Origin of the sequence: Lutibacter citreus (assembly GCF_003260195.1) — a bacterium.
Taxonomy (GTDB): domain Bacteria; phylum Bacteroidota; class Bacteroidia; order Flavobacteriales; family Flavobacteriaceae; genus Lutibacter; species Lutibacter citreus.
This window is the reverse complement of sequence record NZ_QEIH01000006.1, coordinates 278,848-301,949: the sequence shown is the minus strand read 5'-3', so window position 1 is coordinate 301,949 and position 23,102 is coordinate 278,848. Positions and strand designations below refer to the sequence as shown.

Annotated in this window: 22 protein-coding genes; 12 read left to right on the top strand and 10 right to left on the bottom strand. The window is 29.0% G+C overall.

From position 1 onward, the window contains the following. Positions 1 to 45: 45 nt before the first annotated feature. The gene (locus DAD81_RS14150) at positions 46 to 1,338 is read right to left on the bottom strand and encodes a tyrosine-type recombinase/integrase (protein WP_111708931.1); all 1,293 of its coding nucleotides are present in this window, start codon (positions 1,336 to 1,338) and stop codon (positions 46 to 48) included. A gap of 461 nt (positions 1,339 to 1,799) precedes the next feature. Beyond that, complete coding sequence (locus DAD81_RS14145; RefSeq protein WP_111708930.1) at positions 1,800 to 2,384, bottom strand: riboflavin synthase; 585 nt, start codon at positions 2,382 to 2,384, stop codon at positions 1,800 to 1,802. Positions 2,385 to 2,444: 60 nt separating this feature from the next. Between DAD81_RS14145 and pdxA the strand changes: the two genes are divergently transcribed. From pdxA to accC, 6 genes are all read left to right on the top strand, one after another. Next, entirely contained in the window at positions 2,445 to 3,497 is a 1,053-nt protein-coding gene (pdxA, locus tag DAD81_RS14140; RefSeq protein WP_111708929.1) for a 4-hydroxythreonine-4-phosphate dehydrogenase PdxA, read from the top strand. A 68-nt stretch (positions 3,498 to 3,565) separates the two neighbouring features. Beyond that, positions 3,566 to 4,135 (top strand): YceD family protein, encoded by a 570-nt coding sequence (locus DAD81_RS14135; protein WP_111708928.1) that lies wholly within the window; start codon positions 3,566 to 3,568, stop codon positions 4,133 to 4,135. Then, positions 4,122 to 4,319 carry a 50S ribosomal protein L32 gene (gene rpmF / locus DAD81_RS14130; RefSeq protein ID WP_111708927.1) on the top strand — a complete coding sequence of 66 codons (198 nt, stop codon included), beginning with the start codon at positions 4,122 to 4,124 and terminating at the stop codon, positions 4,317 to 4,319. The genes DAD81_RS14135 and rpmF overlap by 14 nt, the downstream gene beginning before the upstream one ends. A gap of 154 nt (positions 4,320 to 4,473) precedes the next feature. After that, complete coding sequence (locus tag DAD81_RS14125; RefSeq protein ID WP_111708926.1) at positions 4,474 to 5,469, top strand: beta-ketoacyl-ACP synthase III; 996 nt, start codon at positions 4,474 to 4,476, stop codon at positions 5,467 to 5,469. Between the two features lie 29 nt (positions 5,470 to 5,498). Next, positions 5,499 to 5,975, top strand: a complete 477-nt coding sequence (gene accB / locus DAD81_RS14120; RefSeq protein ID WP_111709076.1) for an acetyl-CoA carboxylase biotin carboxyl carrier protein — start codon at positions 5,499 to 5,501, stop codon at positions 5,973 to 5,975. 81 nt (positions 5,976 to 6,056) lie between these two features. Next, complete coding sequence (gene accC, locus DAD81_RS14115; protein ID WP_111708925.1) at positions 6,057 to 7,409, top strand: acetyl-CoA carboxylase biotin carboxylase subunit; 1,353 nt, start codon at positions 6,057 to 6,059, stop codon at positions 7,407 to 7,409. A gap of 285 nt (positions 7,410 to 7,694) precedes the next feature. Here accC and DAD81_RS14110 read toward each other — a convergent pair whose 3' ends face one another. Beyond that, positions 7,695 to 8,390 (bottom strand): zinc metallopeptidase, encoded by a 696-nt coding sequence (locus tag DAD81_RS14110; protein ID WP_111708924.1) that lies wholly within the window; start codon positions 8,388 to 8,390, stop codon positions 7,695 to 7,697. A gap of 78 nt (positions 8,391 to 8,468) precedes the next feature. Between DAD81_RS14110 and DAD81_RS14105 the strand changes: the two genes are divergently transcribed. From DAD81_RS14105 to DAD81_RS14080, 6 genes are all read left to right on the top strand, one after another. Further along, positions 8,469 to 9,497 carry an asparaginase gene (locus DAD81_RS14105; protein ID WP_111708923.1) on the top strand — a complete coding sequence of 343 codons (1,029 nt, stop codon included), beginning with the start codon at positions 8,469 to 8,471 and terminating at the stop codon, positions 9,495 to 9,497. A 309-nt stretch (positions 9,498 to 9,806) separates the two neighbouring features. Next, positions 9,807 to 10,550: a MotA/TolQ/ExbB proton channel family protein gene (locus DAD81_RS14100; protein WP_111708922.1), complete on the top strand. Its 744-nt coding sequence runs from the start codon at positions 9,807 to 9,809 to the stop codon at positions 10,548 to 10,550. An 8-nt stretch (positions 10,551 to 10,558) separates the two neighbouring features. Continuing rightward, complete coding sequence (locus DAD81_RS14095) at positions 10,559 to 11,020, top strand: hypothetical protein (RefSeq protein ID WP_111708921.1); 462 nt, start codon at positions 10,559 to 10,561, stop codon at positions 11,018 to 11,020. 7 nt (positions 11,021 to 11,027) lie between these two features. Beyond that, complete coding sequence (locus DAD81_RS14090; protein WP_111708920.1) at positions 11,028 to 11,645, top strand: biopolymer transporter ExbD; 618 nt, start codon at positions 11,028 to 11,030, stop codon at positions 11,643 to 11,645. A gap of 8 nt (positions 11,646 to 11,653) precedes the next feature. Next, positions 11,654 to 12,130 carry an ExbD/TolR family protein gene (locus DAD81_RS14085; RefSeq protein ID WP_111708919.1) on the top strand — a complete coding sequence of 159 codons (477 nt, stop codon included), beginning with the start codon at positions 11,654 to 11,656 and terminating at the stop codon, positions 12,128 to 12,130. A gap of 129 nt (positions 12,131 to 12,259) precedes the next feature. Next, the gene (locus DAD81_RS14080; RefSeq protein ID WP_157961138.1) at positions 12,260 to 12,886 is read left to right on the top strand and encodes a porin family protein; all 627 of its coding nucleotides are present in this window, start codon (positions 12,260 to 12,262) and stop codon (positions 12,884 to 12,886) included. On the opposite strand, the gene DAD81_RS14075 is transcribed toward DAD81_RS14080, so the two are convergent. The 7 genes from DAD81_RS14075 to pyrH all read right to left on the bottom strand — a co-directional run bounded on the left by DAD81_RS14075 (position 12,874) and on the right by pyrH (position 22,883). Continuing rightward, on the bottom strand, positions 12,874 to 13,296 hold the full coding sequence (locus DAD81_RS14075; RefSeq protein WP_157961137.1) for a hypothetical protein: 423 nt from the start codon (positions 13,294 to 13,296) through the stop codon (positions 12,874 to 12,876). The genes DAD81_RS14080 and DAD81_RS14075 overlap by 13 nt on opposite strands. 198 nt (positions 13,297 to 13,494) lie before the next feature. Further along, positions 13,495 to 14,949 carry an RNA polymerase factor sigma-54 gene (gene rpoN, locus DAD81_RS14070; RefSeq protein ID WP_111708916.1) on the bottom strand — a complete coding sequence of 485 codons (1,455 nt, stop codon included), beginning with the start codon at positions 14,947 to 14,949 and terminating at the stop codon, positions 13,495 to 13,497. Positions 14,950 to 15,025: 76 nt separating this feature from the next. After that, positions 15,026 to 16,459: an asparagine--tRNA ligase gene (asnS, locus tag DAD81_RS14065; protein WP_111708915.1), complete on the bottom strand. Its 1,434-nt coding sequence runs from the start codon at positions 16,457 to 16,459 to the stop codon at positions 15,026 to 15,028. 100 nt (positions 16,460 to 16,559) lie between these two features. Continuing rightward, complete coding sequence (locus tag DAD81_RS14060; RefSeq protein WP_111708914.1) at positions 16,560 to 18,941, bottom strand: efflux RND transporter permease subunit; 2,382 nt, start codon at positions 18,939 to 18,941, stop codon at positions 16,560 to 16,562. A gap of 53 nt (positions 18,942 to 18,994) precedes the next feature. Next, positions 18,995 to 21,508 carry a DUF5686 and carboxypeptidase-like regulatory domain-containing protein gene (locus DAD81_RS14055; protein WP_111708913.1) on the bottom strand — a complete coding sequence of 838 codons (2,514 nt, stop codon included), beginning with the start codon at positions 21,506 to 21,508 and terminating at the stop codon, positions 18,995 to 18,997. An 88-nt stretch (positions 21,509 to 21,596) separates the two neighbouring features. Beyond that, positions 21,597 to 22,151: a ribosome recycling factor gene (frr, locus tag DAD81_RS14050; RefSeq protein ID WP_111708912.1), complete on the bottom strand. Its 555-nt coding sequence runs from the start codon at positions 22,149 to 22,151 to the stop codon at positions 21,597 to 21,599. 24 nt (positions 22,152 to 22,175) lie between these two features. Beyond that, a complete protein-coding gene (gene pyrH / locus DAD81_RS14045; protein WP_111708911.1) occupies positions 22,176 to 22,883 on the bottom strand; it encodes a UMP kinase in 708 nt (235 codons plus the stop codon). Between the last annotated feature and the right edge of the window lie 219 nt (positions 22,884 to 23,102).

Here is a 23,102-nt window from a genome sequence, read left to right as displayed (position 1 = left end):
AATACACTTTTAATTATGATTACAGGGTTAATATTTTATTAAGTTTTAAGTTAAATTTAATTTTGGATTAAAAAATGGATTTTCAGCAATTTTTATTGCCCTTTCATCTGCTGTTATCTTTATATAATTAAGAAAGGTTTTTTCTGAAGTATGTCCACTTATAGCCATTATATCTAAGGTAGACATTCCTGCAATATAGGCATTGGTGCAAAATGAACGTCTAGCTGTATGATTCTTAATTAATTTATATTTCGGTACCATTTTCGTAATGTTTTCACCTCCCTTAATGGTGTTAATGGTTGTAATTTCTTTTATTTTAGCTTTTCTGCCAATAATTCTTAATTCATCATTAATATCTTGAGGTTTCATTGTTTGTGGCGGGTTACCTTTATGTTTTTTTAATATTTTTTCAACTTGAGGATGAATAGGTATCGGTAAATAATTTCCAGTCTTTTGAACAATTAACCCAAACATTCTTTTTCCTTGAATTATTTTAATGTTTTCTTTTGTGAGATTATTAAAATCTGATACACGTAAACCTGTATAGGCTCCGATTATAAATAAATCTCTTGCGTTACTAGTTTTTGGAAGTTCAGTTAAATCTAATTTAATAATTTTTAAAAGTTCATTTTCATTTAAATAAATCTGTTCAGAAGGAGCTGTAGGTTTAATGAATTTTTTATTTTGGAAACTCAAATTATTGTTATACCCCTCATCAGTTGCGGCTCGTAGAAAAGCTTTTAGTATTTTAATGTATTTACCAATAGTATTAACTGAAAAACTATGCTTATCTTCTAAATATTCAATAAATGAATAGTAAAATTCTAAAGTTATAGATTCAAATGTTATTCTGTATTTGTATAAATTTTCAAAATCTTCAATTAACTTTTTTGCTAGTTTATAATCTAATATAGTTCTTTTGGATAATTTTTTACCTGTACTATTGTTTATTCTGTTGTCTGCTTGATCAATAAAAATATCAACAAATTTATAGAAAGTCATTTCTTCATTAGTTGGAGCTTCAATCCTACCAAAATAAATTCCAATATCTTGTTTTAAAAGTTCTTTTTGTTCATTTAAATTATTGGTAGTATAAATAGCTAATTGATCTAAGACAAATTTCTTGAAATTTAATAGATCTCTATTTAATTTATCTTTAGTAGAATAAAGATCAGTTACATTTCTAATTTTTTGTTTTTTTTGATCCCAGTACTTTGGCAATACTTTTGTGTTTGTAGATCCTCTTAGTCTTGTGTTTCCCGAAATATGAACATCGTAATTAACAGATACGGGTGTTAATGATTTAGTGTTTCTAAGCAGTAATTTTATTGAAGCCATAAAGTATAATTATAAACCAAGACAAATATATAAAATATAAATATTGTGACGCTTATTGTGACGAAAAAGTTTGTGTATAGCCTATATCAGCTTATGTTAATTTTTAATTAAAACATTCAACAATCCTTTATATAATAAGGTTGTAGGGTGTTATGTGGGGTAAGTAGCTGTTATTGTATATAGGTCCAAGTGGGACCACTTTTATGAAACGTAAAGCCTTACAAATATAATGTTTGTAAGGCTTTCTTATTTAAGGGATGTGTTAATTTCTTTATTATTAATTAAATAGTTAAATAAACAGTCTAAAATTGAAGAGTATTTCTCGCTATCCTATGTGTTATATTTAAATAACAACTTATAGACTGAACAAAACGATTTATTTGAAATAAATTAATGTTGTTATCTCAATATTTTTTAATTCAAAAGCTTTAGTGAAGTTGTTTTTCAGCAAAAAACAACTCTTATTTTTCTAATAGCCTTGCAACGTATTTACCAATAACATCAAACTCTAAATTTACTACAGATCCATTTTTAAAAGTATGAAAATTAGTATGTTCATATGTATATGGAATAATAGCGACAGAAAAACTATTCTTTTTTGAGTTTACAACCGTTAAACTTGTTCCGTTAATAGTAATAGAACCTTTTTCAATTGTAACGTTATTTAATGAGCTATCATAATCAAAACTAAAAACCCAACTACCATCTTCTTCAATAACTTCTGTACATACAGCCGTTTGATCTACATGGCCTTGAACAATATGCCCATCTAAACGATCTCCTAAAATCATAGCGCGTTCTAAATTAATTTTGTCATTAATTTTAAGATGTTTTAAATTTGTTTTATCAAGAGTTTCTTTAATTGCTGTTACCGTATATATGTTATCTGTTATATCAACTGCTGTTAAACAAACTCCATTATGAGCAACACTTTGATCAATTTTTAGTTCAGAAGTAAAATCACATTCTATACTTATGTGCAAATTTTCACCTTCTTTAACAATATTTCTTACTAAACCTAAACTTTCTATTATACCTGTAAACATAGTTTGTTAATTTATTTCATTACTTTTGTAAGCTCAAAATTAAGCATTATAACCGTATTTATGGACGAATTTGAAAAAATAAAATTAGGAATTTCTATAGGAGATTTTAATGGAATTGGAATAGAAATTATTTTGAAAACCTTTTCAGATAAGCGGATGTTAGATTTTTGTACACCTGTAATTTTTGGAAGTACAAAATTAATTTCATCTTATAAAAAAAGAGTTAATGTTAATGTTCCTGTAAATGGTATTAAAAGTTTAGATAGCATTATTCAAGGGAAAATAAATGTTTTAAACCTTTGGAGAGATGATGTAAATCTTGAATTAGGAAAAGCAACCTCAGAAGCTGGTAAATTAGCGTTTGAATCTTTAGAGGCAGCAACAAATGCTTTAGCAAATAATGAAATTGATGTATTGGTAACAGCTCCAATAAATAAAGATAATATTCAGTCTGAAGAATTTCATTTTCCGGGACATACTGAATATTTAGAATCTAAATTAGAAGGTGAAAGCCTAATGATTTTAATGACAAATTCTTTAAGAATTGGTTTAATTACGGGACATATACCAGTTTCTAAAATATCTGAAACTGTTACTCCTGAATTAATTAAAAAGAAAGTCGAGATTTTATACAATACTCTTATAGCTGATTTTGCAATTTCTAAACCAAAGATTGCAATTTTAGGTTTAAATCCACATTGTGGAGATAATGGTGTTATAGGAAATGAAGATGATGAAATAATAAGACCAACTATTGCCGAAATTCAAAGCGAAGGGAAACTTATTTATGGTCCTTATGCCGCTGATAGCTTTTTTGGGTCAGAAAATTATAAGAATTTTGATGGAGTTCTTGCCATGTATCACGATCAAGGATTAGGCCCTTTTAAATCCTTATCTTTTGGAGAAGGAGTTAATTACACTGCGGGATTAAGTAAAATTAGAACCTCGCCAGATCACGGAACAGCCTATGAGTTAGCAGGGCAGAGCAAGGCAAATATCAACTCATTTAAAGAAGCTGTTTTCGCAGCTATTAAGGTGTTTAAAACAAGAAAAGAGTATAAAAGTTTGACGGAAAACGTTTTAAAAACAAAACAAACAAAAGAAAAAGTATAAAAAATCATTTTTTTTTACTCTTTTATATTATAATTTATATCTTTGCACGCTCAAATTGTAGTTCTATTATGAAAGATTTAAAAGATTTTGATATTTCTTTTATCGGTTTAAGAGAGGGGAATTATCAGTTTGATTATAAAATAGAGAAAGAGTTCTTTGATTTTTTTAAGTATGAAGAGTTTTACAATTCAAATGTAAATGTGAATGTTTCTTTTTTAAAGAAGCCTACACTGTTTGAATTAAATTTTACTTTTTCTGGTTGGGTTGAAGTTACCTGTGATGTAACAAACGAGTTATTTCACCAGCCAATAGAAACAAGTTTTTATTTAGTTGTGAAATTTGGAGAAGAATATAATGATGATAATGAGGAATTATTAATACTACCTCATTCAGAATTTAAACTTAACATTGCTCAATATATTTATGAAGCAATTGTTTTGAGTGTTCCAATAAAAAGAATACATCCGGGAGTTGAGGATGGAACTTTAAAATCGGACATGTTAGAAAAATTAAAAGAATTTGAAATTAAAGATAAAGATGAGAATTTGGAGGTTGATGACTCAAAAGAAATTGACCCAAGATGGAATAAACTTAAGAATATACTAATAGAAAAAAATAATAGTAATGGCACATCCTAAAAGAAAAATATCGAAAACTAGAAGAGATAAAAGAAGAACTCATTACAAGGCTGTAACTCCTCAAGTTGCAGTTGATCCTACAACAGGAGAGGCTCATTTATATCACAGAGCTCATTGGCATGAAGGGAAACTTTATTACAGAGGTCAGATTGTAATTGATTCTGAAGAAGTAGTTCAAGCTTAATAGTTATTGATTAAAAGAAGTTAAAAAACTCTCATTTTGAGGGTTTTTTTTTGTTTATTAGAGTGGAATTCGTTTATTTATGATGTTTTTCAACATAAAAGTAAATTTATTTTCATTACTTTGAACGTTCTTTTTTTATTAAAAGATATAATATATGACAAAAATAACTGCAGCAATTACAGCCATGGGTAAATACCTGCCCGAAGACATTTTAACAAATAAAATGTTAGAGGAGATGGTAGATACTAATGATGAGTGGATTACTTCACGAACGGGTATAAAAGAAAGAAGAATCTTAAAGGGAGAGGGATTAGGAACTTCATATATGGCTATTAAAGCCGCCGAAGAGCTAATTGAAAAGAAGAACCTAGATCCAGCTGAAATTGAACTCGTTATAGTTGCAACAGCAACTCCAGATATGCAAGCCGCTGCAACAGCTGCTTATGTTGCTTCAGAAATTGGAGCAGTTAATGCGTTTGGGTTTGATATGGATGCTGCTTGTTCTAGTTTTTTGTTCGGTATGTCAGTAGCCGCTAAATATATAGAATCAGGAAGTTATAAAAAAGTGTTATTAATTGGAGCAGATAAATGTTCTTCAATTATTGATTATACAGATAGAGCTACTTGTATTATTTTTGGTGATGGGGCAGGAGCTGCATTGTTTGAGCCAGACGAAGAAGGATTTGGTGTTCAAGATGAATATTTAAGAAGTGATGGTACAGGAAGAGAATTCTTAAGAGCAAAAAGAGGTGGGTCTTCTTACCCGTGGGATAAAGATACTTTTGATAAAAAAGAACACTATATATTTCAAGAAGGTAAAACGGTATTTAAAAATGCAGTTTTCAATATGGCTGATGTAGCTGAAAAAATATTGACAAGAAATAACTTAACCAATGAAGATGTTACTTGGTTGGCAGCACACCAAGCAAATAAGAGAATTATCGAAGCAACTGCCAATAGAATTAAACTAGATAGTTCAAAAGTAATGATGAATATTCAGAATTACGGAAATACTACTTCTGCAACTTTACCACTACTTATTGCAGATTATGAAAAGCAATTAAAAAAAGGAGATAAAATAATTTTCGCAGCATTTGGAGGTGGATTCACCTGGGGGTCAATCTATCTTAAATGGGCTTATAATTCTTAAATTAAATTAATAACTAAAACTTAATGAATATGGAATTAAAAGATATTCAAAATTTAATAAAGTTTGTTGCCAAATCGGGAGCAAGTGAAGTTAAGTTAGAAATGGAGGACATTAAAATTACAATTAAAACAGGTTCAGAAAAAACTGAAACTACAATTGTACAGCAAGCTCCAATGGGAATGCAGCAAATGCCAATGGCAGCCGCACCAGCCGCACCAGTAGAAGTTAGTTCAACGGAAGATGCAGTTTCAGAAGTTGAATCAAAATATATTGAAATTACATCACCAATTATTGGGACTTTTTATAGAAAACCATCACCAGATAAACCTGTTTTTGTTGAAGTAGGTGATTCTGTAAGCCCAGATACTGTTGTTTGTATGGTTGAGGCTATGAAGTTATTTAACGAAATTGAAGCGGAAGTTTCAGGTAAAATTGTTAAAGTTCTTTTAGAAGATGGTACACCGGTTGAATTTGGACAGCCTCTATATTTAGTAGATCCATCATAATATAAATCACAATTTTTAATTCTCAAAATCCAAAAATGTTTTTGGAATTTGTTTTTTTAATATTGAAAATTAGAAGAATTTATGTTTAAAAAAATTTTAATAGCGAATAGAGGTGAAATTGCTTTAAGAGTTATAAGAACTTGTAAAGAAATTGGAGTTAAAACAGTGGCAGTTTATTCTACCGCTGATGCTGAAAGTTTACATGTAAGATTTGCAGATGAAGCTGTTTGTATAGGACCACCACCAAGTAGTGAGTCTTATTTAAAAATGCAATCAATTTTAGCAGCTGCCGAAATTACAAATGCAGATGCAATACATCCAGGTTATGGATTTTTAGCTGAAAATGCTAAATTTTCTAAACTTTGTGAAGAACACGGAATCAAATTTATTGGAGCTACAGCTGATATGATTAGCCAGATGGGAGATAAAGCTTCCGCTAGAGCTACAATGAAAGCTGCGGGAGTACCAACTATTCCTGGATCTGATGGAATTTTAGAAACTTTTGAAGAAGCAGAAGCTTTAGCAGATGAAATGGGTTTTCCTGTTATGTTAAAAGCAACTGCCGGAGGTGGAGGTAAAGGAATGAGAGCCGTTTGGAAAAAAGAAAACTTAAGAGAACTTTGGGACGCTGCTCGTCAAGAAGCTTTTGCTTGTTTTGCTAATGATGGAATGTATATGGAGAAGTTAATTGAAGAGCCTCGCCATATTGAAATTCAAGTTATTGGAGATTCATTTGGAAAAGCATGTCATTTATCAGAAAGAGATTGTTCTATTCAACGTCGTCATCAAAAATTAACAGAAGAGTCACCATCACCATTTATGACTGCCCAGTTAAGAAATAAAATGGGAGATGCAGCTGTAAAGGCAACTGAGTCTATAAAATATGAAGGAGCCGGTACAATAGAATTTTTGGTAGATAAGCACAGAAATTTCTATTTTATGGAAATGAATACTCGTATTCAGGTAGAACATCCAATTACAGAACAGGTAATAGATTATGATTTAATATATGAACAAATTAAAGTTGCTGCGGGAATTCCAATTTCAGGAAAAAATTATATTCCTAAATTGCATTCAATTGAATGTAGAATAAATGCTGAAGATCCTTATAATGATTTTAGACCAAATCCTGGTAAAATAGAAACATTACATATTCCAGGAGGTCACGGAGTAAGAGTTGATACTCATGTATATGCAGGGTATACTATACCACCAAATTACGATTCTATGATTGCTAAATTAATTACTACTGCTCAAACAAGAGAAGAAGCAATTAGTAAAATGAGGAGAGCTTTGGATGAATTTGTAATTGAAGGTGTTAAAACTACAATTCCTTTTCATAGACAATTAATGAGAGATGAAGGGTATTTATCAGGAAATTATACTACTAAATTCATGGAGGATTTTGTAATTGCTCCATTAGAAGAAGATTAGTTTCTCTAATAAACGTATAAAAAAAAGGATATGAGTTTTCATATCCTTTTTTTTATACGTTTATTTTAAATATTCTTCATTAATTAAAAGAATTAAAGAAATTCTAAAGGTTATATAAAATCATTATACATTAAATTATTGGTCTGTTTTAAATAAGTATTATGCAAAGACAATAAATGTTTAATAAGAATCTTTAACTAAGATATTCAATGTATAAAAGGTTTTTTCATGCCGAAATTTTTATATGATTAGATCAGAAATTAGTAGATTAATTAAAATTTAAGACTAGTCTCTTGATCCTAAAAGTCTTAATCCCCAATAAAATAACATTGCTAAAGAGCCTATTGCAGCTACTAAATATGTTCTAGCAGCCCATTTAAGCGCGTCTTGAGCACCATCTTGTTCCGAATTAGTTAACATATTATTTGTTTTTAACCAAGCTAACGCTCTATTGCTTGCATCATATTCTACGGGTAAAGTTATAAAGCTAAATAATGTGGCTAGCCCCATCATAATTAAACCCGCTATTGCAACATAAAAACCTAAACCGGAAGATTGTGCAGCTCCTAAAGCAAGACCTCCAATTACTAACCAAATTGAAAATTTTGAAGAGATATTTACAACTGGAACTAATTGAGAACGCATGGTTAACCATTTGTATGCATTTGCGTGTTGAACGGCATGGCCAACCTCATGAGATGCAACTGCGGCTGCAGAAGCATTTCTTTCATTGTAAACAGATTCACTTAAATTAACCGTTTTATTGGTAGGATTGTAATGGTCTGTTAATTTACCTGGAGTTGAGATAACAGAAACATCATTTATACCATTATCGTGAAGCATTTTTTCTGCAATTTCACGACCACTTAAGCCATTTTTTAAATGAATTTGTGAATATTTTTTAAACTTCTTTTTTAATTGTTGGCTTACTAACCAGCTTACAAGCGATATAAGACCAATTATAATATAATAACCTATCATGTTTTTATTTTTTAGTTAATATGTATTAATTTGATAAATTTACAACATAAATTATTCCAATTTAATTAATAAGACAAAATGACAAAAATCCCTAAAATTCTTTTGATCTATACTGGAGGTACAATAGGTATGGTAAAAGACTTTACAACTGGAGCTCTAAAGGCATTTAATTTTGATAATTTATTAAAACAAATACCGGAGATTAATTTTTTAAATTGTAAAATTGAAAGTGTTTCATTAGAAAAACCTATTGATTCTTCAAATATGAATCCACAGCATTGGGTATCTATTTGTGAAATAATTGAGGATAATTATCAGGATTTTAATGGTTTTGTGGTTTTACATGGCTCCGATACCATGTCTTACACTTCTTCAGCTATTAGTTTTATGTTAGAAAATTTGTCGAAACCAGTAATTTTTACGGGTTCTCAATTGCCTATTGGAGATTTAAGAACAGATGCAAAGGAAAATTTAATAACATCAATAGAAATAGCTTCATCTCAAGAAGGTGGATTACCCGTTATATCCGAAGTTTGTTTGTATTTTGAATATAAATTATATAGAGCAAATAGAACAACAAAAGTTAATTCGGAACATTTTGAAGCTTTTTCGTCTCCAAACTTAATGCCTTTGGCTGAAAGTGGAGTTTATTTAAAATTTAATAGAGAGTTACTTAAAAAGACAATAACAGTTAAACAATTAGTAGTTAGAAAAAACTTAAATAATGATATTGTAATTTTGAAAATTTTCCCTGGAATTCAGAAAAGAATGGTAGAAAGTATTTTGTCAATTAAGAATTTAAAAGGAGTAATTATGGAAACTTATGGCTCTGGAAATGCTTTAACTGAAAGTTGGTTCTTAGAACTTTTAGAAAAATATTTAAATGAAGGATTGAAAATTGTTAATGTTACACAATGTAATAGTGGTGCGGTTATTATGGGGCATTATGAGACAAGTGAAAGACTAAGAGATATGGGAATAATTAGTGGAAAAGACATAACAACAGAGTCCGCTTTAGCGAAATTAATGTACTTATTAGGTCAAGATATTCCGAAATTGAGATTTAAAGAATTATTTGAAACTTCATTGAGAGGAGAAATCAGTTAATAATTAAAATTCGAGTCTCCATTTATTAAAAATTTTGCAATCAATTTTTGGATTTATCATTAATTTTGTAATAAAAATTACAATTACTCAATTTATTTTTAGTTTTATTGAAAACCTAAAGCTAAAAAAAAAATAATTTAAAGTGGCTTTAAAATTTTCAAAATTCAACATTTTTTTGTTACTTGCCATTCGCAAAAGCTGTGATTGATGAGATTTTTTTGATGAATAAATTTACTCTTGTTAAATTTCTTTTGCTTTTGAAAAATTAAGTATATTTAAACCATAAAATTAATAATTAACTATTACACGATGAAAAGAGTATTTACTATCCTTGCAATTACAGGATTATTGTTATTTGGAGCAGCTCCTAAAGCTATTGCACAAGATTCAGCAAAAACAGAACAAGTTGCTGATGCGGAATCGAAAACATTTCACCAAGAATTGAAACAACGTTTTATTGAAGGTGGACCATTTTTTATGGGAATTGTATTAGTAGCCTTAATTTTAGGGTTGGCAATTGCAATTGAAAGAATTATTTATCTTAATATGGCCACTACAAACACTAAGAAATTAGTGAATAAAGTAGATGAAGCTTTAGCTTCTGGAGGTGTAGAAGCAGCAAAAGAGGTTTGTAGAAATACAAAAGGACCTGTAGCTTCAATATTTTATCAAGGTTTAGATAGAATGGACGAAGGTGTAGACGCAGCTGAAAAAGCAGTTGTTGGTTACGGTGGAGTTCAAATGGGATTGTTAGAAAAGAACATTTCTTGGTTATCTTTATTTATTGCTTTAGCACCAATGCTTGGTTTCATGGGAACTGTAATTGGTATGATTAGTGCATTTGACTCTATTCAAGCAGCGGGTGATATTTCTCCAACAGTAGTTGCTGGGGGTATTAAAGTAGCCTTATTAACAACAGTATTTGGTTTGGTTGTTGCAATTATTCTTCAAATTTTTTATAATTACATTATCTCTAAAGTAGATAGTATTGTAAATAATATGGAAGACGCATCAATTTCACTTGTTGACCTTTTGGTTAGACACAAAAAATAAGAGTTATTATGAATAAGAAATTATCAAAAATCTTAACCTTGGTAACAGGTTTAATTGGATTAGTAGCTTTCTACTTTTTCATTAGAATTGTTATGATAGGTGATGATACAATAGAAACAGATGCCGATGTACAAGCGAGCATTGTTTCACCGTTTATTAGCTTTGCAAAATTTATTTTAATTGCCACAGGTATTCTTACTGTAGTATTTTCATTTGTAAATTTAGTAAAGAATCCACAAGGACTTAAAAGAACATTAATAGGACTTGGAGCTTTAGCTGTATTTCTTGTAATTGCTTATGCTGTTTCACCTGATGGAGCTGTATTAGATGTTAGTGGTAGAGTTTTACCAGATGGAGAAGCAGGTAGTATTTCAAAATGGGTAAGTACAGGAATAAACTTTAGTTTTATCTTAGGAGCTATTGGTTTAGTGTTTTTCCTATTAGATTTTGTTAAAGGATTAGTAAAATAATAGAACTATGGCAAGAAGAGAAAATTCAGAAATAAATGCTGGTTCTATGGCAGACATTGCGTTCTTGCTTTTAATATTTTTCTTAGTAACAACTACTATGGATGTAGATTCTGGTATTTCTAGAAAATTACCTGAGAAATCTGAGGATACTCCAGAAGTAACTATTAAAGAAAAGAATGTTTTAGATATTACTGTTAACAGAAATAATCAAATTCTTATTGAAGGTACTGACTTTATTCAAGTTTCAGATTTAAGAAAAATAGCAATGGATTTTATTGACAATGGTGGTGGTCTTTCTGCCCCAAAAGGAGATAAACCAGGAGAGGCATGTGATTATTGTCAGGGAGCAAAAGATCCAGCATCATCGGATCATCCATCTAAAGCAATTATTTCTTTACAAAGTGATAGAGGTACTAGTTATGGTATGTATGTATCAATTCAAAATGAAATTGAAGCAGCATATAATGATTTAAGAAACCGTTTAGCTTTGCAGAAATATAAGGTGTCTTATAAGGAGATGTTAAAAGAGTACAACGATAATGGAGGTGAGAAATTAAAAGCGAAAATAGATTTATTGAAAGATAGCTATCCGCAGATAATCTCTGAACCAGAACCAATTAAATAATATCAGATATGAGTAAGTTTAAAAAGAAGAAAAAAGGTTTACCTGCAATTTCTACGGCATCTTTACCTGATATTGTATTTATGTTGTTATTCTTTTTTATGGTATCAACTACTATGAGAGAGACAGATTTATTAATAAAGAAACCTACATTACCTGTTGCTAGTGAAGTAAAGAAATTAGAGCACAAAAGTTTGGTAAGTACTATTTATGTTGGTAAATCTAAAGATAAAAGAATATCTGGTGATAAAATTCAGGTTAATGATAAAATCATTGATGTAAAAGATGTTCCTAGTTTTATTTTTGCTGAAAGAGCTATAAGAAAAGAAGAGGAAGTTAAATTTATGACTACTTCTATTAAAGCTGATAAAGAAGCAAACGTAGGTACTATTTTAGATATTAAAGAGCAATTAAGAGATATAAATGCTTTAAAAGTTAGTTTTTCTACTTCAAAAGGAAGTGACTTAAGTACTAATTTTAAGAAATAAAAATTAGTTAAATAATTTTAGATAAAAGGCAATCAGTAATGATTGCCTTTTTTGTGTTTAAGACTTATCTTTGTATTTATGATAAAAAATATAATTCTTGTAATAGTGTTTCTCTTTAATTTGACCTTAATGAATGGTCAAGTGAGTAAGGACAGCCTAGATAATGCTTATTTAGAAGATCAAATATATTTAACCTTAACTTATAATAATATGTTAGATAAATCTCTTAGTCTTTCTCAAAATGGCTTTTCTGGAGGTTTTTCTGCTGGTTTTATAAGAGATATTCCTTTTAATGAAAAAAGATCAAAAGGGATTGCTTTAGGAATTGGTTATAGTTATGATGTTTATATTCAAAACTTGAAAATTTCAAAAAATAATTTCAATACAAATTTTGAGTTTGTTACCGATTATAAAACAAATTCTTTAAGATTACATTCAATAGATATTCCTTTTGAATTTAGATTTAGAAATTCGACAATTAACAAATATAAATTTTTTAGAGTTTATGCAGGTGTAAAAGCATCTTACATATTCTCATCTAAATCTGTTTATTCAGATTCAGTTGAGAAATTAAAAATTAAAAATATTGATGAAATTAATGAATGGAAGTATGGAGTAACTTTATCAGCAGGATATAGTACTTGGAATTTGTTTATTTATTATGGGTTAAATCCAATATTTAATGATGTAGTTGTGTCTAATGAATCTATAGATGCTAAAGATTTAAAAGTAGGATTAATCTTTTACATTATGTAATAAAAAACTCCGTAAACTAGAAATTGAGTAAGAAGACCTGTAACAAATCCTAAAAAAACTTCATTTATATTGTGAGCCTTTAATCTTAGTCTAGCCGAAGCAATAATACCACTAAGAATAAAAAATCCAATTAAAAATCCTAATATGTTTATTTTATATTCAAAACTAAAATAAACTAAAAAACCGATTAAACCTCCTATTGCTGCAGTATGTAAACTAATTTTTTGTTTAGAAAACAAAAAGATATAAGAAGCAATAAATCCTATTCCATACCCAAAATAAAGTAGAGATAACAAATTAACAACTCTTGTTTTTAGCAGCCAATTAGCAATTATAAAAGATATAGCAATAAATAGTAATGTTGGAAATTTACGTTCTTCAATGGTTACTAAATGATGGCTATTTATCATTTTAAAGCGTTTTAAAAGAAATAAAAATACAAGTGGGAATATATAAGTTCCAATAAGAATAACTGTTAAAATAATATGCTCTTGGGGTTTATAAATGTGTTTAGGTACAAACAAAAAGTATAAAACTGTCCCAATTATTGGGAAATTTATTGGATGAAAAAAAGTAGAGATAAATTTTGAAAATTTCATAGCTGTCTTCTAAATCTCTTTTCTTAATCTAGCAACAGGAATATCTAATTGTTCTCTATATTTTGCTACAGTTCTTCTAGCAATAGGATACCCTTTTTCCTTTAGAATAATTGACAGTTTATCATCCGTTAAAGGTTTCTTTTTACTTTCTTCTTTAACCACAGTTGCTAATATATTTTTTATTTCACGAGTTGAAACATCTTCTCCTTGATCGTTTTTCATAGATTCAGAGAAAAATTCTTTAATAAGCATAGTACCATAAGGCGTATTAACATACTTACTATTTGCAACTCTTGATACTGTAGAAACATCCATATTTATAACATCTGCAATATCCTTAAGTATCATAGGTTTTAACTTCCTTTCATCACCCGTTAAGAAGTATTCTTTTTGATGATTCATAATGGCATTCATATTTAACAACAACGTTTGTTGGCGTTGTTTTATGGCATCAATAAACCATTTTGCAGAATCAAGCTTTTGTTTAATAAATTGAACAGCTTCTTTTTGAGATTTAGTTTTTTCTTTAGAATCTTTATAACCCAACATTAAATCATTGTATTCTTTGGAAACATGAAGTTCAGGAGCATTTCTAGAATTTAAAGTTAGCTCTAATTCTCCTTCAACAATTCGTATATTAAAATCAGGTACAATTTGTTCTGCTATTTTATTGTTTCCAACATATGAACCTCCCGGTTTTGGATTCAATTTTTCTATTTGTGAAATTGCTTCTTTTAATTGTTCTTCAGAAATATGAAATTTTTGTAATAATTTTTTATAATGTTTTTTTGCAAAATGTTCAAAAGAATTAACTAAGATATCAATAGCTAAAATTCTACTTGGTTTTTCTTTTTTTCTTTTTAATTGAAGAATTAGGCACTCTTTTAAATTTCGTGCTCCTACTCCTGCAGGATCTAATTGTTGCACAAGATTAAGTAGTCGCTCCAATTCTTCAATTGTAGTAAATATGTTTTGTGTAAATGCTAAATCATCTAAAACATCAAGTAAATCTCTTCTTATATAACCGCTGTCATCAATGCTTCCTATTAAAAAATCAGTAATAATTTCTTCATCCTCGGTAAGCCTAAAGGTATTCATCTGGCTTTTTAAATGCTGTGTAAATGAAGTTCCAGACGCATAAGGAATATGTTTTTCTTCATCATCTGAAGAATAATTATTGGCATGTGTTTTATAATTAGGAATTTCATCGTCACTTAGATATTCATCAATATTTATATCTTCTGCACTAATACTATCGTTCCCGTCATCATCATATTCATCATTTTGAGTGTTTTCAAATTCATCAATATTTTCTTTGCCGCTATCCAAAGCTGGGTTTTCCTCTAATTCTTGTTTTAATTTTTGTTCAAATGCTTGTGTAGGCAATTGAATCAATTTCATTAATTGAATTTGCTGAGGAGATAATTTTTGTAATAATTTAAACTGTAAGCTCTGTTTAAGCATAAATATATGTTGTTGCTTTTTTTATAAAAATACAAAAAACAAATTATAATGAAAACGACTCTTGTTTGTGTTACTTTTAAAAGTCTGCATTTTGCGGTGTTCTTGGAAATGGAATTACATCTCTTATGTTTCCCATACCGGTAACAAATTGAACTAAACGCTCAAATCCTAAGCCAAAACCACTATGCTCAGCTGTACCAAATTTTCTAGTATCTAAATACCACCAAAGCTCTTTTTCATCAATATTTAAGTCGCTTATTTTTTGTTTTAAGACGTCTAAACGCTCTTCACGTTGGCTACCACCAACAATTTCTCCAATTCCAGGGAATAAAACGTCCATTGCTCTTACTGTTTTTCCGTCTTCATTTAAACGCATATAAAAAGCTTTAATATTTGCTGGATAATCAAATAATATTACTGGACATTTAAAGTGTTTTTCAACTAAATAACGCTCATGTTCACTTTGTAAATCTGCGCCCCATTCATTAATAATGTATTGAAATTTTTTCTTTTTGTTAGGTTTGCAGTTTCTTAAAATATCTATTGCTTCAGTATAACTTACTCGTTTAAAATTGTTTTCAGCAACAAATTTTAATTTTTCAATTAAAGACATGTCATTGCGTTCAATTGCCGGTTTTGTTTTGTCTTCTTGTGTTAGTCTATTATCTAAAAAAGCTAAATCATCTGGATAATTTTCTACAACATATGAAATTACAGATTTAATAAAATCTTCTGCCAAATCCATATTATCATCTAAATTATTAAATGCAACTTCTGGTTCAATCATCCAAAATTCTGCTAAATGGCGTGTTGTATTTGAATTTTCGGCTCTAAAAGTTGGCCCAAATGTATATACTTTCCCTAAGGCCATAGCATAAGTTTCAGCTTCTAATTGACCTGAAACCGTTAAGTTTGTTTCTTTTCCAAAAAAGTCTTTGCTATAATCAACTTTTCCATCTTCATTTAAGGGTGTATTTTCTAAGCCTAAAGTAGAAACTTGAAACATTTCACCTGCACCTTCAGCATCAGAACCAGTTATAATTGGAGCGTGGAAATTGTAAAATCCATTTTCTGTAAAATATTTATGAACTGCAAATGATAATGCAGATCTTAATCTCATTACTGCGCTAAATGTTGAAGTTCTAATTCTTAGATGAGCATTTTCACGTAAAAATTCGAAACTATGTTTTTTTGGTTGAATTGGATATTCATCTGGATTGGATGTCCCTAATACTTCAATTTTTGAAACTTGTATTTCAACTGATTGCCCTTTTCCTAGGCTCTCTGTTAGTGTTCCTGTAATAGAAATTGCAGCACCTGTTGTAACCTGTTTAAGGATACTCTCGTCTGTTTTTTCAAAATCAACAACACATTGAATATTATTTATTGTAGACCCATCATTTAAAGCAATAAATCTATTTGCTCTAAAAGTTCTAACCCATCCTTTTAAATTTACTTCTTGTAAGTAATTTTTTGAACTTAAAAGTTCCGCTACATTATTTCTAATCATATCTGAAATTTAGGAATAACAAATATACATTAACTAATGAAAGTTGGAAAGGAAAGTTACCAATGAAAAGTAAAAATTTTAATAGAGAATTTTAACGTTTTTATACATCTTCATTTTCATCTTCCGAAGGTAAAATATCTAAAATAGGTTCTTTAAAAACTTTTTTATTGGCAATACTTTTTTCTAAAGAAAGCAATAATGACGGTAAAAGGATTAAATTGGAAATCATTGCAAATAATAAAGTGATTGAAACTAAACCTCCTAATGCAATTGTTCCTCCAAAACTTGAAACAGTGAATACTAAAAAACCAAAGAACAACACTATTGAAGTGTAAAACATACTAACTCCTGTCTCTCTTAAGGCAGCATAAACGGATTCTTTAATTCTCCAATTATTTACTTTTAATTCTTGTCTGTATTTTGCTAAGAAATGAATTGTATCATCTACCGAAATACCAAAAGCAATACTAAAAACTAATATAGTTGATGGTTTAATAGGTACTCCTAAATATCCCATAAGTCCTGCAGTTATTAATAATGGAAAAATGTTAGGTAGAAGTGAAATTAAAATCATTCTAAACGATCTAAACATAAATGCCATAAATACTGCAATTAAAATAATTGCCAACGACAGTGATATTACCAAATTGTTTATTAAAAATGTGGTTCCTTTTAAAAACACAAGTGCTCCACCTGTCATAGAAACGGTATAATCTTTTTTAGGAAATTCTTTATCTATTTTTTGCTGTAAGCGATCTTCAATTTTTGCCATTTTATCAGTACCAATATCTTTCATGAAAGTGGTAATTCTAGCATATCTTCCTGTTGAATCTACATAACTTTTTAACATGTCTGAATCTGAATTTCCACTGGAATTTTTCATATAAGAAAGTATCCAGTTCTTTTCCTGATTGTTAGGGAGTTGGTAATATTCAGGTTTGCCGCTATAAAAAGCTTGTTTTGAATATTTAACTATGTTTAAAACGGAAATAGATTTTGATAATTGAGGAATTTCATCAATAGTTTCGTTCAACTCATCCATACGTTTTAGTGTGGAAAGTTTCATTACGCCTTTTTCTTTTTTGGTGTCAATTAAAATTTCTAACGGCATAATTCCCCCAAACTCTTCTTCAAAAAACACTATATCTTTAAAAAATTGTTTGCCCTTTGGCATGTCTTCAATTAAACTACCAGAAACTTTTATCATATAAACTCCAATCATACTAATAATAATAATTGTAGTAGTAGTAATATAAACAGCAATTCTGTGGTTTCTAACAATAGATTCCATCCATTTAACTATTGCATCAATCCATTTACGTTCTAAATGTTTTAAATGCTTTTCTTTAGGTAAAGGCAAAAAACTATACAATATTGGTATAATTAGTAATGCAAGTACAAAAATGGCTAGAATATTTATAGAAGCTATTGTTCCAAATTCTCTAAGTAACTGACTTTTTGTAAAAATGAAGGTTGCAAATCCAGAGGCAGTAGTAACATTTGTCATTAACGTTGCATTACCAATTTTTGATATTACACGTTGTAATGATTTTGCTTGGTTTCCATGTTTTTTTACTTCTTGCTGGTATTTATTAATTAAAAATATAGCATTAGGAACACCTATTACAATTATTAAAGGAGGTATTAAAGCCATTAATACAGTTATTTCATATTGAAATAAACCAATAAAACCAAAAGCCCAAATTACTCCAATACTAACAACAAGTAACGTAATAAATGTAGCTCTAAAAGAACGGAAAAAGAAAAAGAAAATAATTGCGGTAACTGCAAGGGCAAGACCAACAAACATACCTATTTCATCAATTATATTTTGGGCATTCATAGTACGTATATATGGCATACCAGATATGCGAACATCTATGTTGTTGTCTTTTTCAAATTGTTCTATGGTTGGATTTAACGAATCAAAAATAAAATCTTTTCTGGCTGCAGTGTTAACAATATCTTTATGCATATAAACCACAGTTCTAATTGTTCCTGTTTTTTTATTGAAAAGAAAATTATCAAAAAAGGGTAGGTTCTCAAAAAGGTCTTCTTTAATTTTTAAAACTTCCTGGTTTGTAGTTGGGATTTTGTCATATAATGGTTCAACAACAAATTTTTGTTCAGCAGAATTTTTTTTCAATTTTTGAATATCACCAATGGCAACCGTAAAATCTACTTCATTAAATGCATTAAGTTTTTTAGATAACTCATTCCAAGCATTAAATTTATCTGCCGTAAAAATTGTTGAATCTTGAACAGCTAAAATTATTAAATTTCCTTCTTCTCCAAAAAGTTTAAGAAACTTATCATAATTAATGTTTACTTCATGGTTTTCGGGAAGCAGATTTGCTTCTGTGTATGAAAAACGCATGTTTTCCATTTGTGTAGATAAAAAATACGTGAAAGCGGCTATTATAATTAATATAACAAATCTCCCTTTTAAAATTAATCTTGAAACCTGATTCCAAAAACCCATAAAAAAATTTTTGCAAAGGTAATAAAATAGTTTAGCTTTTAATTAGATGATTATTAAAAACCAAGTCTTAATTTATAGGTTAATTTTAAAGCTAAATTATCGCTCCATTCTTCATTTTTATAAGCACCATATCTGTAAAATGCGCTTAAACCAAATCCTTTAAGTAAACTATTAAATTCTAAACCACTTTCTAAATATCCTTTATTTAAGGATTTAAATTGCAAACCAAAATGATATTGTGGGTTTTGTATTGATCCAATAGCAGCTCTAGATACCAAAGTAAGTTGTGGTTTAAATTTAGTGCTTATGTTAAAGGCTTTTAAATGATGTTTTATATGTACAGATGCAAATTTATCAGAAATAAACTCGTTATAGCCCATTGTTTCAAAACTGTTTTTACCCGCAAAAGTTATACGTTTTGCCCACGGACTTTTAAATGTATAATTAGGTGTTGAGTTAAATAAATGTGAAATTGGAGCTTCTCCCCATACAATACCACCTTCTGCTAGAATTGTAGTTTGGGCTTTTCTTAATCTATTTATTTTATGAAAAACTCTGATGTTTAATTGAGTAAACTCAAAATCACTTTCAAATAAGTCTTCAAAACTTTTAGTTATTTGAAAAGTGAATTGTGGATATCTATTTTTAATTGTTAATTTTCCCAAAGGCGAATTCATATATTCACTTTTTGGGTTGTATTGAAATCCAATAGTGGCAGTTGATAATGTATATTCAATAATATTTTTTGTTGGAGAGATGAAGTTATAATCAAAAACTGGTAAATAATCTCCTGTACTGAATTGAAATTTAGTTTCTAAATTTGGTTGAAAATCATGTTTTAAAAATCCGCTAATAGTTTTATAGTTGTAGAATTTATCAATGTTTAAATTTCTAGGATTAATTGGGGAAAAGGAATTATTTTCTTTTATAAAATTAAGGGCAGCTGCTTCTTTTAAATCATTTGTGAATTTAGCTCCTAACCAAGTGTTAGAATTTTTGTTTAAACGAGTTGATGCTCCAAAACTATATTTAAAGTCCTTATCTTTAGTTCCATAAGCAACATAAGATTCTATTTTAAACGTGTTAGAAAAATTACTATTAGTTTCCCCTCCAAAACCTAACCGTAATCCTTCATAATTATTTAGGTTTAAAATCTTACCTAAATTTAGGTTTATAAATTTAGTAGGGTAGTAGCCTTTTAAAATATTTCTAGCTATATTTATTTTTTTACCAACACCTTCTTTTTTTGCTAAACTATCTAAAAAGGTATAAGTTGTTTCTCCTCTTTTAGAAAGGGAATCGGTTCTATATGAATTCCAAAATAATTCTGATTTTTTGTTGGCATCATCCATAAAATCAATTGTAGCGGATGAGTTTTTTACAACAACAGGTGTGTTTATTAAAATGTTGGAATTACTGGATTTTGATATAAAATAGGTAATATCACTTTCATCTTTTTCTTTGGTGTTAATAATTGAATCCTTTCTCTTGTCCTTAGATACTTTTACGGCACCTCCAAATAAAGCAATTCTTTCATCATTTTCACCCTTTTTTAAAACAACATTCATATCCTTTGGGAACCAAATATTAAAACTTTTATTAAAGCTATAGTTTTGTGTTGCCTTTACATTTACCATACCTTTTAATTCAGCAATAGCTTTTGTAATTGCAAATTGTTTAGAATCTATGTATAAAACACCTTCAATGCCAAGAAATTTTTTCTTATGTTTTGGTTTAAAATGAATTAAAATGGATTTATTAACACCGTTAAATACAGTGTCTAAAATTTTGTAATTATATAATTTAAGAGCATTATTTGCTATAGGGTTAGTGTATTTTGTACCTGCTAAGGTGTATACTTCATTATAAAATGAAAGGTCTTGAAACGTTATGGCTAAAAGTTCATAAATTGGTTGTTTTAACCCGGCCATTCTAGAGGCAAGAACCAATTCTTTTTCCTTTTTTCCTTTTTGAAATCTATATTCTGAAATTTTTTCTGAAATAAAAAGATGTTGTTTTATAATATCCTTCTTAAATTTAAAATTAGAAGAGTCAAGTTTTTCAAATTCTTTAATTCCGTTTTTTGAAACAATAAAAACAGAATCTATTTTACCGTCAATAGAATCTGGGTTTGCAGTTACTAAAATCTTATTGTAAGTGTTAAATTTAAAACTGTTTAAAGATTTTTCTATGTCATTCTTAGGCTTGTTTTTTATAACATTTCTAATAATATTTAGCGCAGGGTTTTCTTTAGCTGTAATTAAAATTTCATTTAAACTTTCAACAGTAGTATTTAATTCTACTTTAAGATATTTATTATCTGAGTTTACTGAAACAGAAAAGGTTTCATACCCTATATATGATATTTTTAGAGTGTTAAATGGATTTTTTGTTTTGATTAAAAAGGTTCCGTCAGCATTAGTTAATGTTACAAAACCTGTATTTGTAACTATTGAAGCAAATGGAAGTGGGCTTTTTGTTTCACCATCAATTACAACACCCTGAATTTGTTTTTGAGAAAATGCTATTAAGGGAATAATAAAAATGATAAAAAGTACCCTTCTCATTTTGTAATTTTTGTGATGTGAACAAATATAGTTTATTAAAAAAGCACTCGATTGAGTGCTTTTTGCTTTTATGATAAATTTAAGATAGTTAAACTTTCATTATTTCTGCATCTTTTACTTTATAACAACTATCTATTTCAATGCTATATTTATCAGTTAATTTTTGAATATCAACTTCGGCATTAGCTTTCATATCTTCAGAAGCATCGGTTTTTTTAATTTCATTCATTGCTTCTCTACGATCATTTCTAACACTCACTTTTGCAATTTCAGCTTCAGCCTTTGCTTGTTTCGAAAGATCTTTACGTCTATCTTCAGTTAAAATAGGGACATTAATAATAACAATTTCACCATTATTCATAGGGTTAAATCCTAGGTTAGCTATCATAATTGCTTTTTCAATTTCATGAAGCATGTTTTTTTCCCATGGCTGTACAGTTATTGTATGAGCATCCATAGTTCCAACATTGGCAACTTGACTTAATGGAACTTGTGAGCCGTAATAATCTACAGTAACACTTCCTAACATAGATGGACTTGCTTTTCCAGCTCTAATGTTTCTAAATTGCTTTTCTAAATGCTCAATAGCATTTTGCATTGATTCTTTTGTGCTATCTATTATGAAGCTTAATTCTTCATTCATGTTTGAAAAAATTATATTAATTATCTATTTATCAACTTTGGTACCAATAGTTTCACCAGAAACTACTTTTTCAAGATTTCCTTTGGTATTCATATCGAATACAATAATAGGTAAATTATTTTCTTGACTCAAGGCAAAAGCAGTCATATCCATAACTTTTAAGCCTTTATTCATTACATCTTTATACGAAATATTTTCAAATTTAATGGCGTTTTTATCTTTCTCAGGGTCAACATTGTAAATTCCATCTACACGAGTTCCTTTTAAAATAACTTCAGCATCAACTTCAATAGCTCTTAAAACCGCCGCTGTATCAGTTGTAAAGTAAGGGTTTCCTGTTCCGGCTCCAAAAATTACAACTCTACCTTTTTCTAAATGTCTTACAGCTCTACGTTTAATAAATGGTTCGGCTACTTGTTGCATCTTAATTGCAGTTAGCAATCGTGTATTAATACCTTCTTCTTCAAGTGCACTTTGTAGTGCTAAGCTATTAATTACAGTAGCTAACATACCCATATAGTCGCCTTGAACTCTATCCATACCATTACTAGCTGCTGCAACACCTCTAAAAATGTTCCCTCCACCAATAACAATTGCAACTTCAACGCCTTTATCAACAACTTTTTTTATTTCAATAGCGTATTCTTTTAGTCTTTTAGGGTCAATTCCGTATTGGCGTTCGCCCATTAGTGCTTCACCGCTTAATTTTAGTAAAATTCGTTTATAAGTCATAATTCATTTGAAAGTTATGCAAATATATGAAATAGTAGGATAAAATTTATTTAATATTTAAAATGTAATTTCAAATACTCATATTCTCTTTAAGTAATACTTCAGTTTAATTTATAAGAAAATTTAAATTATTGTTACTACGTAACTTTTTGAAAATGTTCTTTTATAATTATTTTACTGGTTAAAGTAAAAATTGAAACATTTTATCAAAAAAAAAGC